Raw genomic sequence first — 15,545 nt, forward strand, 5'->3', positions numbered from 1 at the left:
GTGCGTCCCCCCCACGGGGGGAAGGCGCGAAGCGACTCAGGGGGGGCATTAATACCTTCCGATGATGGTCGAGACCCGCAGGATGGAGTTGTCCCCATCCAGCACCTGCGCATCCACCCGCCGAAAGCTCGGGTTGGGCGTGGGGCGCACGATCACGGCCACGGTGAGCTGCCGGCCCGCCTGCTCGCAGGTGAGCGTGCTGTCGCCCACGCTGGGCATCTGGCGCGACAGCCGGGCCTTGACCAGCTCGTTCTCGGCGCACAACTGGGCCAGCACGATGTCCGACTGGCGCAGCGCATTGCGCGTGAGGGCCGTGGTGGCCTGCAGGCCCGCCATGAGGGCGATGGCCACGATGCTCAGCGCGACGAGCACCTCGACCAGCGTGAAGCCCTGCTGGTGTTGCTGCGGCTGCGGGCGCCGTGCAACCTGCCTTGGATCGCCACTCACTGCACGGTCTCGACGGTGAAGGGCCGCACGCCGTCAGTGGCGACGCTCAGCGTGCGCTCAGGAAATGCCTGGTGCGTGATCAACACCTGCTGCCGGCCGATCAGCGGCTCCGGGCCCAGCACCAGCACGCCATTGCCGCGCACCGCCGTGCCGGAGTCGAGCCATTGACTGGGCAGCGTGGCCTGTGCGCTGGGCGGCAGGCCTTCGAACTGGAAGCCGCGCGGGTTGGCACGCCACACCACCGGTATGCCGCCTCCGCGGGACTGCGCGCGGGCCGACTCCAGCAGTGCGGCCAGCCGCGCCGCCTCTCGCTCGACCAGCGTCTGGCCGCTATCGCGCATGGCAATGCCCACCCCTGCCGTGGCCAGGGCGATGATGCTGACGACGACCAGCAGTTCCAGCAGCGTGAAGCCGCGCGAGCGAAGAGACATGGAGTCAGGACCTAGCGATGCACGTCACGCTGTGTGAACTCCGCCGCCGGGCCGCCCCAAGGCGGAACGCGGCCCCCTCGGGGGGCAGGGAGCGACACGCAGTGCGCGACCGTGGGGGCCCACATGACTATTGCCAGCTGCCGATGTCCGAGTCCTTGCCCTCGCCACCGGACTGGCCGTCGGCGCCGAACGACATCACGTCGATCTCGCCCTTGATGCCGGGGTTCAGGTACTGGTAGGGGCGGCCCCAGGGGTCGTTGGGCAGCTTCTCCAGATAGAGCTTCCAGTTGTTGGGCACGGGGCCGGCCGAGGGCTTGATGATCAGCGACTGCAGGCCCTGTTCGGCCGTGGGGTAGCGTTGGTTGTCCAGGCGGTACAGCTTGAGCGCCTGCATGATGTTGGTGATGTCGGTGCGGGCGGCAGTGACACGTGCGTCGTCGGCGCGTTCGAGCACATTGGGCACGATGAGGGCGGCCAGCACGCCGATGATGACGAGCACCACCATCAGCTCGATGAGGGTGAAGCCCCGGGCCAGACTGCGGCGGGCGGAGCGCAAGAGGAGAGGAAAGGAGGTGTTCACTGCTGGCGGTCTCTCGGATGGTCGGATCGCGTGAATCATAATCCCCGCATGGTGACCAATTCACACAGCAAATGGGGCGTACGCCTGGGGACTCTGGCGCTTTGGGCGGCGGCGGGCGCCAGCGTGGTGTTCTGGGGCTTGCGCCTGTCAGCTCCGGCCGCGGGTACGGCGGCGCCCGTGGTGCTCCCGGCGGCCGTGGCGCCCGACGCGCAAGCGCTGGCCCGTCTGCTCGGCGCCGTGCCTTCGGTGGCAGGGGCGGCACCTGCGGCGCCGGTGCCCACACTGGCCAGCCGGTTCGCGCTGATCGGGGTTCTGTCGGGCCGCACCAGTGGCGGCGGTGCGGCGCTGATCGTGGTGGATGGCAAGCCCGCCAAGCCCTTCCGGGTGGGGGCCGCGGTGGACGAAGGGCTGGTGCTGCAGGCGCTGGGCCCGCGCCAGGCGCAGCTCGGCGGCTCGATGGATGGCCCGGCCACGCTCACGCTGGACATGCCGCTCAAGAACTGACCCGGGTGTAAGAACGCGTAAAAGCGTTCCAGTGTCCCCGTTTTCCCCTCAAGCACCTGGGCGCAGTCGCTCAGGTCAATCCCAATGTCTCCCATTCGCCCCAGCTGGGTGCTGCCACGGGCCATTCCTCCGACCGCGGCAGCGCGCTGCCATGGGCACGCAGCCAGGCAACGCAGCGGATCACCCCGGCGTGCGTGATCCACACCACATCCGGCACGGTGCCGCCCGCCAATGGGGCCTGGGCGGCAAGGCTGGCGGCTGGACTGCAATGGGCGTCCAGCGCCGCGGCCACGCGTTGCAGCACCGAGGCCAGGTTGTCGCCGCCGCCCGTCCGGTAGTTGGCAAAGCTGGCGGTCCACGCATCGATCTCCGCACGGGCGATGGTGTCCCAGGCCCGTCCTTCCCAGGCGCCGAAATCCATTTCGACCAGCCGCGCGTCGGGTTTTGATGCCAGATCGGGCCGCAGCGCTTGCAGGCTCCGCGCCAGCTGCTCACATCTTTGTAGCGTGGAGTGGTGCACACGCGCCTGGCCGGGCAGGGCGGCCGCCAGGCGTGCTGCCGCGGCGTGTGTCGCTGCGGCGTCGGCAGATACATCCAGCGCCCCGTAACAGGTGCCGGGTGCCACCAGCGGCTGTGCGTGGCGCACCAGCCAGAGGCGGGGGCCGCGCACGGCGGCCGTGCCGGTCTGTGGATGTTTCACATCCAGCGCAGGGCCAGCGCTGCGCCCAGGTAAAAGCCGATCTCGCTGACCTGCTGCGTGGCGCCCAGGCAGTCGCCGGTAAAGCCCTGCAGCCGGCGCGCAAACCAGCGCGCCATCCAGGCCGCCGACACGCCACTCAATGCGATGGAGGCCGTCAGATAGACCGCTGGCTGGGCATACGCCACCAGCGCCAGCGGCACCAGGCACCAGGCTACGGCAGCGGCCAATGCGCCACCCGAGATCTGGTCGGCCAGCGGCTTGCTCTTGGAGCGGGCCGTGTCGCCCACATGCGGCAGGCTGCGCACGATGAACAGCGGCCACAGGCGCGACAGCACATGCGCGCCCACCAGGGCCGACGTGGCGGCCAGCAGGCTGTGGGCGCCCAGCAGCGACAGCAGGCTGAGCTTGGCGAGCAGGGCCAGCACCAGCGCCATGGCGCCGTAGGCCCCGATGCGCGAGTCTTTCATGATGTCGAGTGCGCGCTCCCGGTCGGCACTGCCGCCCAGGCCGTCGGCCACATCGGCCAGCCCGTCTTCATGGAAGCCGCCCGTCATCAGCACGGTGGCCACCGTGCACAGCACCGCCGCCACGGCGGGGGCCCACGGGCTGGGAGCCAGCGCCCAGTGCAGGGCCGCATAGACGGCCACCGACAGCAGCGCCGCCAGCCAGCCGATGCCCGGAAAGTGCGCCGCGCTGGCGCGCAACATGGCGGGGCTGAAGCCCACCCAGTCGGCCAGCCGGCCGGTGACCGGAATGCGGGTGAAGAACTGCACGGCCAGCAGGTAGTGGCGCAGGGCTTGCATGGCGTGCGTGACCTGGAGTGCGGTGGGGGTTTGCTACAATTTTTATAGCTTCTAGCGCTTGTCTATCAAGCGGTAGAGGCCATTTTTGTGCATTATTTGGAGCGCAGGAACAGGCGGTAGGCCGGGTTCAGCGTCTCTTCCACATACGGGTAGCCCAGCGTGGCCAGGAAGGCGTCGAACGCGGCCTTGTCCTCGGCGGGCACCTGCATGCCCACGAGGATGCGGCCATAGTCGGCGCCCTGGTTGCGGTAGTGGAACAGGCTGATGTTCCAGGTGGGCTGCATCAGGCTCAGGAACTTGAGCAGCGCGCCGGGGCGCTCGGGGAAGGTGAAGCGCATCAGCCGCTCGTCCTGCGCCAGTGCCGAATGGCCGCCCACCAGGTGGCGCAGATGCTCCTTGGCCAGTTCGTCGTGGGTGAGGTCCAGCGCCTCGAAGCCGTGGCGGCCGAAGTTGCCGGCGATCTCCGTCGACTCGCCCCGGCCGTTGGTGGTCAGGCCCACGAACACATGCGCACGGGACTCGTCGCTGATGCGGTAGATGAACTCGGTCACGTTGCGCGGGCCGCCGGGCAGGCCGCCCACCACTTCGCAAAAGCGGCGGAAGCTGCCGCGCTCCTCGGGGATGGTGACGGCGAACAGGGCTTCGCGCTCTTCGCCCACTTCGGCGCGCTCGGCCACGAAGCGCAGGCGGTCGAAGTTCATGTTGGCGCCGCACAGGATGGCGGCGTAGGTCTCGCCCGTGGTCTTGTGCTCGGCCACGTACTGCTTGATGGCGGCCACGGCCAGTGCGCCGGCGGGCTCGACGATGCTGCGCGTGTCCACGAAGATGTCCTTGATGGCTGCGCAGACGGCGTCGGTGTCCACGGTGATGAACTCGTCCACCAGGCCGCTGGCGACGCGGAAGGTCTCTTCACCCACGAGCTTGACGGCCGTACCGTCCGAGAACAGGCCGACGTCGGGCAGCGTGACGCGCTGGTGGGCGTTGACGGACTGGATCATCGCGTCCGAGTCGTTCATCTGCACGCCGATCACCTTGATCTCGGGCCGCACGGCCTTGATGTAGTTGGCCACGCCCGAGACCAGCCCGCCGCCGCCGATGGCCACGAACACCGCATCGAGCTGGTTGCTGCCCAGACTTTGCAGCTGGCGCAGGATTTCCATCGCAATGGTGCCCTGGCCTGCGATCACGTCCGGGTCGTCGAAGGGGTGCACGAACGTCAGGCCCTGCTCCTGTTGCAGGCGGGCCGCGTGTTCGTAGGCGTCGGAGTAGCTCTCGCCGTGCAGCACCACATCGCCGCCCAGGGTGCGGACCGCATCGATCTTGAGTTGCGGTGTCGTGGTGGGCATGACGATCACCGCGCGCGTGCCCAGCTTGTGGGCGCTCATGGCCACGCCCTGGGCGTGGTTGCCAGCCGACGCGCAGATCACGCCGCGCGCCAGTTGCTCCGGCGTGAGGTGCGCCATCTTGTTGTAAGCACCGCGCAGCTTGAAGCTGAACACCGGCTGCTGGTCTTCGCGCTTCAAAAGCACCTTGTTGTGAAGGCGCCGGCTCAGGTTGTTGGCAGGCTCCAGCGCCGACTCGACGGCCACGTCGTACACGCGGGCGGTCAGGATCTTCTTGAGGTAGTCGGCGGGAGTCAGGTGCTGGGTCATGGCGGGCAGGCAGGCTGTGGAGCGCCGCCGGTTGGCGGGGCTCACATCATAGAGGGTGGGCCTTTGGGGGCTGGACCAGTGCTGTGTGCCGCCCATGGCCAGACGCAGCCGGGCAAAAAAAAGCCCCGGGCCGTAAGGCCAGGGGCTGAATCCATCCTTTGAGGAGATGGAGGAGACAATCGGTGCGTGGCAGGCCGTGAACGCGGAGCACTTCAGGCCGTGCCGTCTGCATCTTCAGCAATCACTGAAAAAAGCAGCGCATGTCCAGAAGTTTACCGCGAGACTTGTTGCGATGCAGCAAAATCTGCAGCAAATTCCCGCCGCGCGGTCAATCCGTGCGAAAAAAACCACGTCATCAAGGAGAAACATCAATGGAATGCACAGTCAGCTGGACCGGTGGCGCAGGAACGCGCTCGGGCATGGGCTTCGTGGCCGAGACCGGCAGCGGCCACGTCCTCACCATGGACGGCGCGCCCGATGCCGCCAACCCGGCCAACGGCGGCCAGAACCTGGCGCCCCGGCCCATGGAGACCGTGCTGGCGGGGACGGGCGGCTGCACGGCCTACGACGTGGTGCTGATCTTGAAGCGCGGCCGCCACGACGTGCGTGGCTGCAGCGTCAAGCTGACCACCGAGCGCGCGCAGACCGATCCGAAGGTGTTCACCAAGATCCACATGCATTTCACGGTGACGGGCAAGGCCATTCCGGCCGTGGCCGTGGAGCGCGCCATTGCCATGAGCCACGACAAGTACTGCTCGGCCAGCATCATGCTGGGCAAGACGGCTGAAATCACGACCGGGTTCGAGGTGCTGGAGGCCTGATTTGAAGCGCTGCCGGTCCACTGGCGGGGGGGTGGCCGGCCCCCTGGTCCCCCTTGTTACCTCATGGACCGGCCATTCTCCCGGCCAGGGTGAACTGGCTGGCTGGCTGACTGATCGGCCCGGCCGGGCCGAGTCGATCTGGCTCAGAGGTAGTGCGCCGTCGTGGTCATCACCTTGGCCGCCACCTTCATCGCCGCGCGGGCTGGGAACGGCAGCTCCACGGCCCCGGAGGCGCGGGCCTGCGCGGCATGGCGCTCTTCATCGTCCTTCATCCGGGCCACTACGGCGCGTGAGGGCACATCCTGCACCGGGAGCCGGTGCAAATGGCTGGCCAGATGCGCCGCCACCTGTTTTTCCGTTTCTGCAACGAACCCCAGGCTGGCGCGGTCACTGATCTTGGCCGCCACCAGTCCCAGCGCAAATGCCCCTGTGAACCACAGGGGGTTGAGCAGGCTGGGCCGCGAACTCAGGGCATCCAGCCGCTGCTGGGTCCATGCCAAGTGGTCCGTCTCTTCACGCGCTGCTTCCAGCAAATGGGCGCGCAGCGCGGCGTCGCGCGTCACCGCCGCCTGGGCGGTGTAGAGCGCCTGGGCGCACACTTCGCCCACATGGTTGACGCGCATCAACGCACCCGCCAGCCGTTTGTCGGCAGGGCTCAGGGAGGGCTCAGCCAGGCCGTGCGCCGGCGTCGGTGCGCCTGCGCGGGGCTTGGCGAAAAGTGTGCGGAGCGCGTTATCGGCCGCAGTGAGCAAAGAATCCATGGTTGCTTTCGGAATGACAAGGGTCTGGAAACACAAGTTGCACATGGATACATGTGCGCGCTCTTGTTTTTGGGCTTGTCGCAAGGCGAAGAAGCGATTTTGCCGGTGCGCACTTAAATGTTGCAACACTGCAACGGATTTCCCCTTTCGGGCCGATTGTGGGTGAATTCCTTTGCGAAACCCGGCTGGGTCTGGTGCAATAAGAACAACTTCCCCACCAGGAGGTTGGCCCGGGGAACCGGCGGGACTGTGCAGGTGTGCATTCACCATAGACCCCCCGTACCGGCGCCCTATGTTTAACCTTGGAGTAACTCGCAATGAAAAAATCCCTGATTGCCCTGGCTGTGCTGGCTGCTTCCGGCGCTGCAATGGCTCAATCTTCCGTGACCCTGTTCGGCGTGGTTGATGCAACCTACGCTTACGGTAACGGCAGCGTCGCTAACCGTTCGCAACTGACGAACTCCGGCTACAACAGCAGCCGTCTGGGTTTCCGTGGCGTTGAAGATCTGGGTGGCGGTCTGTCCGCTTCGTTCTGGCTGGAAGCTGGTCTGAACAACGACAACGGCACCGGCGGCGTTACCAACACCAACAACCAAGCGGCTACCAGCTCTGGCGGCGGCCTGACTTTCAACCGTCGTTCGACGGTCAGCCTGAACGGCGGCTTCGGTGAAGTGCGTCTGGGCCGTGACTACACCCCACAATTCTGGAACCTGACCGTGTTCGATCCGTTCGGCACGAACGGCGTTGGCACGACCGTGACCCAAACGGCTAACCTGGGTGGCCCAACCAACACCCGCGCTTCGAACGCCATCGGCTACTTCCTGCCAGGCAATCTGGGCGGCTTCTACGGCCAAGCACAGTACTACATGGGTGAAAACCTGAGCAACGCTGCCAACAAGAAGGACGGCAACGGCCTGGCAGCTCGCGTTGGTTACGCTAACGGCCCCATCAATGTGGCCCTGGCTCTCTCGCAAACCAAGTTCCTGAATGCAGACATCAAGTCCTGGAACCTGGGTGGTCAGTACGATCTGGGCGTTGCCAAGATCATGGCTCACTACAACCAAGACGACGTGAAGAACGGACCTGAAGGCAAGGGCTTCCTGATCGGTGGTCTGGTTCCTGTTGGCGCCGGCGAAGTCCGCCTGTCGTACTCCACGTACGAAATCGAAGTTCCCGGTGCAGATCCACGTGCGAACAAGTTCGCTCTGGGCTATGTCCACAACCTGTCGAAGCGCACCGCTGTGTACGCTACTGTTGCTGCTGTGAAGAACAAGAATGGCTCCGCCATCGCTCTGAACAACGCAGTGACCGCAGCTGGCCGCAACTCCAGCGGTTACGACTTCGGTATCCGCCACAGCTTCTAATATCAAAACTGGCTTATGGCCAGTTGAGATATCAAAGCAAAGAAAAAGCCACCTTCGGGTGGCTTTTTTTTGTCTGCTCGAAAAGCTTGCGAAAGACAGTGCGTGCTTGAGTGTGAATACGTGAATACGTGAATACGTGAACATGTGAACACGTGAGTGCGTGAGTCGTGCGATCAGCGAGGGGTCAGAGCACATCGCAAAGAGGCTGCGCACCCTGTCCCGTTATTGGGGCATCGCGGCTATTGTCTGGTGCCCAGACCGCTCGACAAGCTTGCACATGGATGCTGCTGCGCCACGGCCATCCATCAAGTCCGCAGAGCCTCTGGTTTCTTCGTCGGATATCAGTGGTAACTCCGTGCACATCAAGACGGCCAAAGCGGCACAACCCGGTTGATTTGGCCCCTCCATCCGCAGCATTCGACGGGTTCGCAGCCGCCGCGCGACTTGATATGGCTGTCACGTATTTCTTGGCACCATCTTTGCATGCAGTACAGGGTCGAAACGGCTTTCATAGGCCCTTCAGGACACCCGGGATTCAGGGATTTCCCGTTGGCTATAGAGCAACCTTTACTGCATAGTAAAACTTTTAAATCTAGAGGGTTCCATGAAACTCAAATACAGTCTTTTGTCGGTGGCTGCGGCTGCAGCCGTGCTGGCGTCGCCAGCGTTGCATGCCAAGCCATTCAAATGGGCAAGCCAGGGAGAGATCTCGACGTGGGACATCCATTCCCAGAACAACGCGCTGCAAAACGGCATTCACGCGAACGTGTACGAGACCCTGGTTTACTACAACAGCAAGACGTTTGATGTGGAGCCCGTGCTGGCCACCTCCTGGAAGGAAGTGAGCCCCACGCAGGTGCGTTTTACCCTGCGCCAGGGCGTCAAGTTCCATGATGGGTCGACACTGACCACCGACGACGCGGTCTACTCCATCCAGCGCGCGATGGCCAAGACCTCCAACTTCACGCCCTACGTGCAGGGCATCAGCAAGGTCAACAAGGTCGACGCACAGACCTTCGACGTGATCCTGTCCGCACCCAACCCCGTGCTGCTGCGCCAGATGACCGAGCTGCGCATCATGAGCAAGGCCTGGGCCGAAAAGAACAAGTCGGTCGAACCCAAGGACATCAAGGGCTCGGACGAAAACTTCGCCCACCGCAATGCCATGGGCACCGGCCCTTACACGTTGGACTCGTGGCAGCCTGACGTGAAGATGGTGTTCAAGCGCAACCCCAACTGGTGGGGCAAGATGGACGGCAACGTGACCGAGATCACCTACACGCCGATCAAGTCCAATGCGACGCGGATCGCCGCGTTGATCTCTGGCGAAGTCGACATGGTGCTTGACCCCACACCCCAGGATCTGGGCCGCCTGCGCGCCAGCCCTGACCTCAAGGTGATCGACGGCATCGAGAACCGCACCATCTTCCTGGGCATGGACCAGTTCCGCGAAGAACTGCCAGGCTCCAACATCAAGGGCAAGAACCCGCTCAAGGACGTGCGCGTGCGCAAGGCCCTGTACCAGGCCATCGACGCGGACACCATCTCGCGCAACATCATGCGCGGTCTGGGCAAGCCCACTGGCACCATCGTGGCACCCCAGGTGGCGGGCTACACCGAAGCCGTGGGCAAGCGCTTCCCGTACAGCGTCGAGGCTTCCAAGAAGCTGCTGGCCGAAGCCGGCTACCCCGATGGCTTCGAAGTGGACTTCGCCTGCCCGAACAACCGCTACATCAACGACGAAGCTATCTGCCAGGCCGTGACCGCGATGTGGTCGCGCGTGGGCGTGAAGGCCAAGCTGCGCACCTTGCCGCTGGTCAACTACTTCCCGATGATCCAGCGCTACGAAGCCAGCATCTACATGCTGGGCTGGGGCGTGCCGACCTTCGACGCGCTGTACAGCCTGCAATCGCTCACCCGCTCGGTGGGCCAGGGCGGCGACGGCAACTACAACGTGGGCCGCTACAGCAACCAGCGCATGGACTATCTGGTCGACCGCATCAAGGCAGAGACGGACGCACCTGTGCGCACCCGCATGCTGACCGAAGCGCTGCAGCTGTCCAACGACACCGTGTCCCACCTTCCTTTGCATGACCAGGTGATCCCATGGGCCATGAAGAAGAACGTGGAGCTTGTCCACCGCGCCGATAACCGCGTGGATATGCGTACGGTCAAGGTGAACTGATTTATTCTCGACACACTGAGAGCAAGGGCCCCAGGGCCCTTGCTCTCTTTGGTTTAGTTTGACGACGTATTGCCCACCGGCGTCCCCGCCATCAAAAGTGGCTGCGGCGTCCCTATCGAACACTCACTCGACTTCCCGATGCTCGCCTTTATATTGCGCCGCCTGATCCAGGCTGTGATTGTCATGGTCACGGTGGCCTTCATCTCCTTCATGCTGTTCCAGTATGTGGGCGACCCCGTGGTGTTCCTTTTGGGGCAGGATGCCACCGCTGACCAGATCCGGGAGCTGCGCGCTTCCCTGGGCCTGGACAAACCCTTCTTCGTACAGTTCTGGCACTTCCTCGTGAACGCAGCACAGGGCGAATTCGGCCTGAGTCTGCGCCAGGGTGCCAAAGTGTCCCGCCTCATCGCAGAACGCTTTCCGGCGACGCTGGAGCTGGCGCTTGTGGCGGCCGTGCTGGCGCTGGTCATTGGTGTGCCCATGGGTGTGTATGCAGCGCTCAAGCGCGGCACCTTCGCCAGCCAGCTGTTCATGACGCTGTCGCTGCTGGGTGTGTCGCTGCCGACCTTCCTCATCGGCATCCTGCTCATCCTGGTGTTTGCGGTCACGCTGGGCTGGTTCCCAAGCTTCGGCCGGGGCGAGGTGGTGCAGCTGGGCTGGTGGAGCACGGGCCTGCTCAAGGCCAAGGGCTGGCACCACATCACGCTGCCGGCCATCACGCTGGCGATCTTCCAGCTCACGCTGATCATGCGGCTGGTGCGCGCCGAGATGCTGGAAGTGCTGCGCACCGACTACATCAAGTTTGCCCGCGCCCGCGGCCTGTCCAACCGGGCCATCCACTTCGGCCACGCGCTCAAGAACACGCTGGTGCCCGTGATGACCATCACCGGGCTGCAGCTCGGTGGCCTGATCGCATTTGCCATCATCACCGAGACCGTGTTCCAGTGGCCCGGCATGGGCCTGCTGTTCATCCAGGCCGTGACGTTCGCCGACATCCCCGTGATGGCCGCTTACCTGTGCCTGATCGCCCTCATCTTTGTGGTGATCAACCTGGTGGTCGACCTGCTGTATTTCGCCGTGGACCCCCGTCTGCGCGTGGGCAAGGCAGGGGGGCACTGATGAACTTTCCCCTGAGTCGCTTCGCGCCATCTCCCCAGAGTGGGGACGCCCGCACCGCAAGGGCTGGACACGCCGCCTGCGCGGCGGGGCGGCCCTTGCGCGGGAGCGCTGGCCTGGGCCGCGCCGGTTTCGCCGGCTGTGGGTGTTGCACGAACTTTCTGGACGCCTGAAATGCAGTCGCTGAAATACAAAGCCGGAGGCCGGGCGTTCGCGCAGATCGCGCAGTTCCACCCCGAGCTGACCGCGCTGCGCCGCGACCTGCATGCGCACCCCGAACTGGGCTTTGAAGAGATCTACACCGGGCACCGGGTCAAGGAAGCCCTCCGCGTGTGCGGCGTGGACGAGATCCACGAAGGCATCGGTCGCACCGGCATCGTCGCCACCATCCGGGGGCGCAGCACCTCCAGCGGCAGCATGGTCGGCCTGCGCGCAGACATGGATGCACTGCCCCTGGCCGAACACAACGACTTCTCCTGGAAGTCGTGCAAGCCCGGCCTGATGCACGGCTGCGGCCACGACGGCCACACCGCCATGCTGGTGGGCGCTGCGCGCTACCTGGCCGAGAGCCGCAATTTCGACGGCACGGCAGTGCTGGTGTTCCAGCCCGGCGAAGAAGGCCTGGCGGGCGCACGCGTGATGATGGAAGACGGCCTGTTCGACCGGTTTCCGGTGCAGTCCATCTACGCCATGCACAACTGGCCCGCGATGAAGCCCGGCACGGTGGGCATCAACTCCGGCCCCATGATGGCTGCGGCCGACCGCTTCACCATCGAGATCACAGGCCGCGGCGGCCATGGCGCCCATGCCTACCAGACGGTGGACGTGCTCGTGGTGGCGGCCCACATCATCACGGCGGCGCAAAGCATCGTGTCGCGCAATGTGCGCCCCATCGAAAGCGCCGTGGTCAGCATCTGCGCGGCGCAGGCGGGCGACCTGGGCGCCTTCAGCGTGCTGCCCGGTTCCGCCACGCTGGTGGGCACCGTGCGCACCTTCGACCCTGTCGTGCAGGAGATGGTGGAAAAGCGTCTCAAGGAGCTGTGCAACGCCATCGCCCTGGGCTTCGGCGCCACCGCCACCGTGCACTACGAACGCATCTACCCCGCCACCATCAACAGCGAGAGCGAGGCCGTCTTCGCGGGCGATGTGGCCGAATCGCTGCTGGGCGCAGACCATGTGGTGCGCGACCTCGAACCCAGCATGGGCGCGGAAGACTTCTCCTTCATGCTCCAGACCCGCCCCGGTGCCTACCTGCGCATCGGCCAGGGCACGGGTGCCAGCGGCAGCGCGCTGCACAACAGCCGCTACGACTTCAACGACGACATCCTGCCGCTCGGTGCTGCACTGCACGCAAGCCTGATCGAGCAGTCGATGCCTTTGGCAATGCCCTGAGCGCTGGCCGCTTCGCGCACTGCCTTATCCCATTCCCCTGGATGTACACCCCTTCCGCATCCTTTTTCACCACGAGGAGATTTCCATGAAGTTCCAGAAAAAAGCCGTCCTGGCTGCATTGTTTGCCGCGATGGCTGCAGGCAGCATGGTCGCCAACGCGCAGACCATCCGGATCGCCAACCAGGGTGACGCGCTCTCCATGGATCCGCACTCGCTCAACGAATCGCTCCAGCTGAGCGTGACCAGCAACGTGTACGAGCCACTGGTCGGCCGCAACAAGGACCTGAGCGTGGCGCCTGCACTGGCCACGGCCTGGAAGCAGACGGCACCCACCGTGTGGCGCTTCGAGCTGCGCAAGGGCGTGCTGTTCCATGACGGCACGCCTTTCACCGCCGACGACGTGGTGTTCAGCTTCGGCCGCATGAAGGGTGAAGGCTCGGACATGAAGGCCACCAACAGCGACATCAAGCAGGTGCGCAAGATCGACGACCACACCGTCGAAATCGAAACCGTGGCGCCCCAGCCCATCCTGCCCGACGTGATCACGACCTCGTTCATCATGAGCAAGAAGTGGTGCGAGACCAACCAGGCCGTGACGCCCGTGGACCGCCGCAAGGGCATCGAGAACGCAGCCTCGTTCCGCTCCAACGGCACCGGCCCCTTCCGCCTGCGCGAGCGCCAGCCCAACGTGCGCTCGGTGTTCGTGCGCAACGGCTCCTACTGGGGCAAGATCGAAGGCAACGTGAGCGAGGTGGTGTTCACCCCCATCTCCAACGACGCCACGCGCGTGGCGGCCCTGCTGTCTGGCGAAGTGGACGTGATGGAGCCCGTGCCGGTGCAGGATATCGACCGCGTCAACAGCAGCGCCAACACCCGTGCGGTGACCGGCCCTGAGCTGCGCACCATCTTCCTGGGCATGGACCAAAAGCGCGACGAGCTGCTGTACTCCAACGTCAAGGGCAAGAACCCCTTCAAGGACAAGCGCGTGCGCCAGGCCTTCTACCAGGCCATAGACATCGAAGGCATCAAGAAGACCGTGATGCGTGGCGCGTCCAACCCTTCCGCGCTGATGGTGGGCCCTGGCATCAACGGCTTCCAGCCCGAGACCAAGCGCCTGCCGTACGACGTCGAAGCGGCCAAGAAGCTGATGGTCGAAGCGGGCTACCCGAATGGTTTTGAAGTGTCGATGAACTGCCCGAACGACCGTTACGTGAACGACGGCCGCATCTGCCAGACCGTGGCCGCCAACCTGTCACGCATCAACGTCAAGATCAACCTGCAGGCCGAAACCAAGGGCACCTACTTCCCCAAGGTGCTGCGCCGCGACACCAGCTTCTACATGCTGGGCTGGACGCCCACGACCTACGACTCGCACAACGCGCTCAATGCGCTCATGATCTGTCCGGACGAAAAGGGTGGCGCGGGCCAGTTCAACCTGGGCGCGTACTGCAACCCCAAGCTGGATGAGCTGACCAAGAAGGTCCTGGTCGAGACCGACAAGGCCAAGCGCGACGCCATGATCAAGGAAGCGTTCGATCTGCACAGCGCCGACATCGGCCACCTGCCGCTGCACCAGCAGGCCCTGGCCTGGGGCGTGAACAAGAACGTGAAGCTCGTGCAGATGGCCGACAACTTCATGTACTTCAAGTGGATGAGCATCACCAAGTAAGCCGCCGGCCACGAAGCAAAGAAGTCTGTACGTCAAGCGAAAGACATCGAGAGAACGACAACCGTTTCTTTTGACAATCCACACCACCGCGCGGCCGCTACCCGGGCCCTGCGGTGGTGACTGTTTACTGGTTCCCCACAATGAAAACAACCCTTGCCCGATGGTTTGACAGCGATGTCGGCTACAGCTTTCGCACCTCTCCGGTGGCGATGGTGGCCGCCGCGATCGCGCTGATCTGCGTGTTCTGTTCGGTGTTTGCCGGATGGGTCGCACCCCACAACCCGTTCGACCTTGCCACGCTGGAACTCAGCGACGCGCGGCTGCCGCCCGCCTGGAGCGCCGAAGGCTCCATGAAATACCCCCTGGGCACCGACGACCAGGGCCGCGACATCCTTTCCGCGGTGATTTACGGCGCACGCATTTCGCTCGTCGTGGGGCTGGCCTCCGTGGTGCTGTCCGTCGTGGTGGGCGTGGCCTTCGGCCTGCTCGCGGGTTTTCGCGGCGGCTGGATCGATGCCGTGCTCATGCGCCTGTGCGACGTGATGCTGTCCTTTCCCGCCATCCTGGTGGCGCTGCTGATCGCCGGTGTGGGCCGTGCGCTGTTCCCCAACGCCCATGAGTCGCTCGCCTTCGGCGTGCTGATCATCTCCATCTCGCTCACCGGCTGGGTGCAGTACGCGCGCACGGTGCGTGGCTCCACGCTGGTCGAGCGCAACAAGGAATACGTGCAGGCCGCCCGCGTGACGGGCGTGTCGTCGCTGCGCATCATGCGCAAGCACGTGCTGCCCAACGTCATGGGCCCGGTGCTGGTGCTGGCCACCATCCAGGTCGCCACGGCCATCATCACCGAAGCCACGCTGTCCTTTCTGGGCGTGGGCGCGCCGCCCACATCGCCCTCGCTGGGCACGCTGATCCGCATCGGCAACGACTACCTGTTCTCGGGCGAATGGTGGATCACCGTATTCCCCGGCGCCATGCTGGTGCTGATCGCCTTGTCGGTGAACCTGCTCGGCGACTGGCTGCGCGACGCCTTGAACCCACGCCTGCGCTGAGCACATGGCCCCCACGCTCCGCACTGTCGTGTCGTCGCTGGCCCCCAAGGGGGCAGGTTTCGCCTTGG

General features: G+C 64.8%; 15 protein-coding genes. 8 read left to right on the plus strand and 7 right to left on the minus strand.

Features of this window, described 5'->3' with window-relative positions:
* Positions 1 to 48 precede the first annotated feature (48 nt).
* The 3 genes from gspI to gspG form a co-directional block, all read right to left on the minus strand.
* Positions 49 to 447: a type II secretion system minor pseudopilin GspI gene (gspI, locus tag ASF16_RS23675; RefSeq protein WP_056173174.1), complete on the minus strand. Its 399-nt coding sequence runs from the start codon at positions 445 to 447 to the stop codon at positions 49 to 51.
* The gene (locus ASF16_RS23680; RefSeq protein ID WP_056173177.1) at positions 444 to 878 is read right to left on the minus strand and encodes a prepilin-type N-terminal cleavage/methylation domain-containing protein; all 435 of its coding nucleotides are present in this window, start codon (positions 876 to 878) and stop codon (positions 444 to 446) included. Before ASF16_RS23680 ends, gspI begins: the two co-directional genes overlap by 4 nt.
* A gap of 127 nt (positions 879 to 1,005) precedes the next feature.
* Entirely contained in the window at positions 1,006 to 1,458 is a 453-nt protein-coding gene (gene gspG / locus ASF16_RS23685; RefSeq protein ID WP_304439424.1) for a type II secretion system major pseudopilin GspG, read from the minus strand.
* Between the two features lie 48 nt (positions 1,459 to 1,506).
* Here gspG and ASF16_RS23690 point away from each other — a divergent pair, with 48 nt between their 5' ends.
* The gene (locus tag ASF16_RS23690) at positions 1,507 to 1,962 is read left to right on the plus strand and encodes a hypothetical protein (protein WP_056173185.1); all 456 of its coding nucleotides are present in this window, start codon (positions 1,507 to 1,509) and stop codon (positions 1,960 to 1,962) included.
* Between the two features lie 70 nt (positions 1,963 to 2,032).
* Here the strand turns inward: ASF16_RS23690 and ASF16_RS23695 are convergent, their stop codons facing one another.
* From ASF16_RS23695 to ilvA, 3 genes are all read right to left on the minus strand, one after another.
* The gene (locus ASF16_RS23695) at positions 2,033 to 2,662 is read right to left on the minus strand and encodes a histidine phosphatase family protein (RefSeq protein ID WP_235507497.1); all 630 of its coding nucleotides are present in this window, start codon (positions 2,660 to 2,662) and stop codon (positions 2,033 to 2,035) included.
* Positions 2,659 to 3,465, minus strand: coding sequence for an adenosylcobinamide-GDP ribazoletransferase (gene cobS / locus ASF16_RS23700; protein ID WP_056173187.1), 807 nt, complete (start codon positions 3,463 to 3,465; stop codon positions 2,659 to 2,661). The genes ASF16_RS23695 and cobS overlap by 4 nt, the downstream gene beginning before the upstream one ends.
* A gap of 92 nt (positions 3,466 to 3,557) precedes the next feature.
* A complete protein-coding gene (ilvA, locus tag ASF16_RS23705) occupies positions 3,558 to 5,117 on the minus strand; it encodes a threonine ammonia-lyase, biosynthetic (RefSeq protein WP_056173562.1) in 1,560 nt (519 codons plus the stop codon).
* Positions 5,118 to 5,488: 371 nt separating this feature from the next.
* Between ilvA and ASF16_RS23710 the strand changes: the two genes are divergently transcribed.
* Positions 5,489 to 5,938: an OsmC family protein gene (locus tag ASF16_RS23710; RefSeq protein ID WP_056173189.1), complete on the plus strand. Its 450-nt coding sequence runs from the start codon at positions 5,489 to 5,491 to the stop codon at positions 5,936 to 5,938.
* 143 nt (positions 5,939 to 6,081) lie between these two features.
* On the opposite strand, the gene coq7 is transcribed toward ASF16_RS23710, so the two are convergent.
* Positions 6,082 to 6,699 carry a 2-polyprenyl-3-methyl-6-methoxy-1,4-benzoquinone monooxygenase gene (gene coq7 / locus ASF16_RS23715; RefSeq protein ID WP_056173192.1) on the minus strand — a complete coding sequence of 206 codons (618 nt, stop codon included), beginning with the start codon at positions 6,697 to 6,699 and terminating at the stop codon, positions 6,082 to 6,084.
* Between the two features lie 317 nt (positions 6,700 to 7,016).
* On the opposite strand from coq7, the gene ASF16_RS23720 reads away from it, so the two are divergent.
* The 6 genes from ASF16_RS23720 to ASF16_RS23745 all read left to right on the plus strand — a co-directional run bounded on the left by ASF16_RS23720 (position 7,017) and on the right by ASF16_RS23745 (position 15,477).
* On the plus strand, positions 7,017 to 8,063 hold the full coding sequence (locus ASF16_RS23720) for a porin (protein WP_056173194.1): 1,047 nt from the start codon (positions 7,017 to 7,019) through the stop codon (positions 8,061 to 8,063).
* 604 nt (positions 8,064 to 8,667) lie between these two features.
* A complete protein-coding gene (locus ASF16_RS23725) occupies positions 8,668 to 10,248 on the plus strand; it encodes an ABC transporter substrate-binding protein (RefSeq protein WP_056173196.1) in 1,581 nt (526 codons plus the stop codon).
* A 138-nt stretch (positions 10,249 to 10,386) separates the two neighbouring features.
* Positions 10,387 to 11,367: an ABC transporter permease gene (locus tag ASF16_RS23730; protein ID WP_056173198.1), complete on the plus strand. Its 981-nt coding sequence runs from the start codon at positions 10,387 to 10,389 to the stop codon at positions 11,365 to 11,367.
* Positions 11,368 to 11,538: 171 nt separating this feature from the next.
* Positions 11,539 to 12,756, plus strand: coding sequence for a M20 aminoacylase family protein (locus tag ASF16_RS23735; protein WP_056173200.1), 1,218 nt, complete (start codon positions 11,539 to 11,541; stop codon positions 12,754 to 12,756).
* Positions 12,757 to 12,841: 85 nt separating this feature from the next.
* Complete coding sequence (locus ASF16_RS23740) at positions 12,842 to 14,425, plus strand: ABC transporter substrate-binding protein (protein ID WP_056173202.1); 1,584 nt, start codon at positions 12,842 to 12,844, stop codon at positions 14,423 to 14,425.
* A gap of 140 nt (positions 14,426 to 14,565) precedes the next feature.
* Complete coding sequence (locus tag ASF16_RS23745; protein ID WP_056173205.1) at positions 14,566 to 15,477, plus strand: ABC transporter permease; 912 nt, start codon at positions 14,566 to 14,568, stop codon at positions 15,475 to 15,477.
* Positions 15,478 to 15,545 lie beyond the last annotated feature (68 nt).

The organism is Acidovorax sp. Leaf78, from assembly GCF_001422735.1.
Lineage (GTDB): Bacteria > Pseudomonadota > Gammaproteobacteria > Burkholderiales > Burkholderiaceae_C > Acidovorax.

Excerpts from the sequence above, each read along its gene's own strand:
- ASF16_RS23680 (WP_056173177.1), bottom strand. The coding sequence starts at position 878 with ATGTCTCTTCGCTCGCGCGGCTTCACGCTGCTGGAACTGCTGGTCGTC.
- ASF16_RS23690 (WP_056173185.1), top strand. The coding sequence starts at position 1,507 with ATGGTGACCAATTCACACAGCAAATGGGGCGTACGCCTGGGGACTCTG.
- cobS (WP_056173187.1), bottom strand. The coding sequence starts at position 3,465 with ATGCAAGCCCTGCGCCACTACCTGCTGGCCGTGCAGTTCTTCACCCGC.
- ilvA (WP_056173562.1), bottom strand. The coding sequence starts at position 5,117 with ATGACCCAGCACCTGACTCCCGCCGACTACCTCAAGAAGATCCTGACC.
- ASF16_RS23710 (WP_056173189.1), top strand. The coding sequence starts at position 5,489 with ATGGAATGCACAGTCAGCTGGACCGGTGGCGCAGGAACGCGCTCGGGC.
- coq7 (WP_056173192.1), bottom strand. The coding sequence starts at position 6,699 with ATGGATTCTTTGCTCACTGCGGCCGATAACGCGCTCCGCACACTTTTC.
- ASF16_RS23720 (WP_056173194.1), top strand. The coding sequence starts at position 7,017 with ATGAAAAAATCCCTGATTGCCCTGGCTGTGCTGGCTGCTTCCGGCGCT.
- ASF16_RS23725 (WP_056173196.1), top strand. The coding sequence starts at position 8,668 with ATGAAACTCAAATACAGTCTTTTGTCGGTGGCTGCGGCTGCAGCCGTG.
- ASF16_RS23730 (WP_056173198.1), top strand. The coding sequence starts at position 10,387 with ATGCTCGCCTTTATATTGCGCCGCCTGATCCAGGCTGTGATTGTCATG.
- ASF16_RS23735 (WP_056173200.1), top strand. The coding sequence starts at position 11,539 with ATGCAGTCGCTGAAATACAAAGCCGGAGGCCGGGCGTTCGCGCAGATC.
- ASF16_RS23740 (WP_056173202.1), top strand. The coding sequence starts at position 12,842 with ATGAAGTTCCAGAAAAAAGCCGTCCTGGCTGCATTGTTTGCCGCGATG.
- ASF16_RS23745 (WP_056173205.1), top strand. The coding sequence starts at position 14,566 with ATGAAAACAACCCTTGCCCGATGGTTTGACAGCGATGTCGGCTACAGC.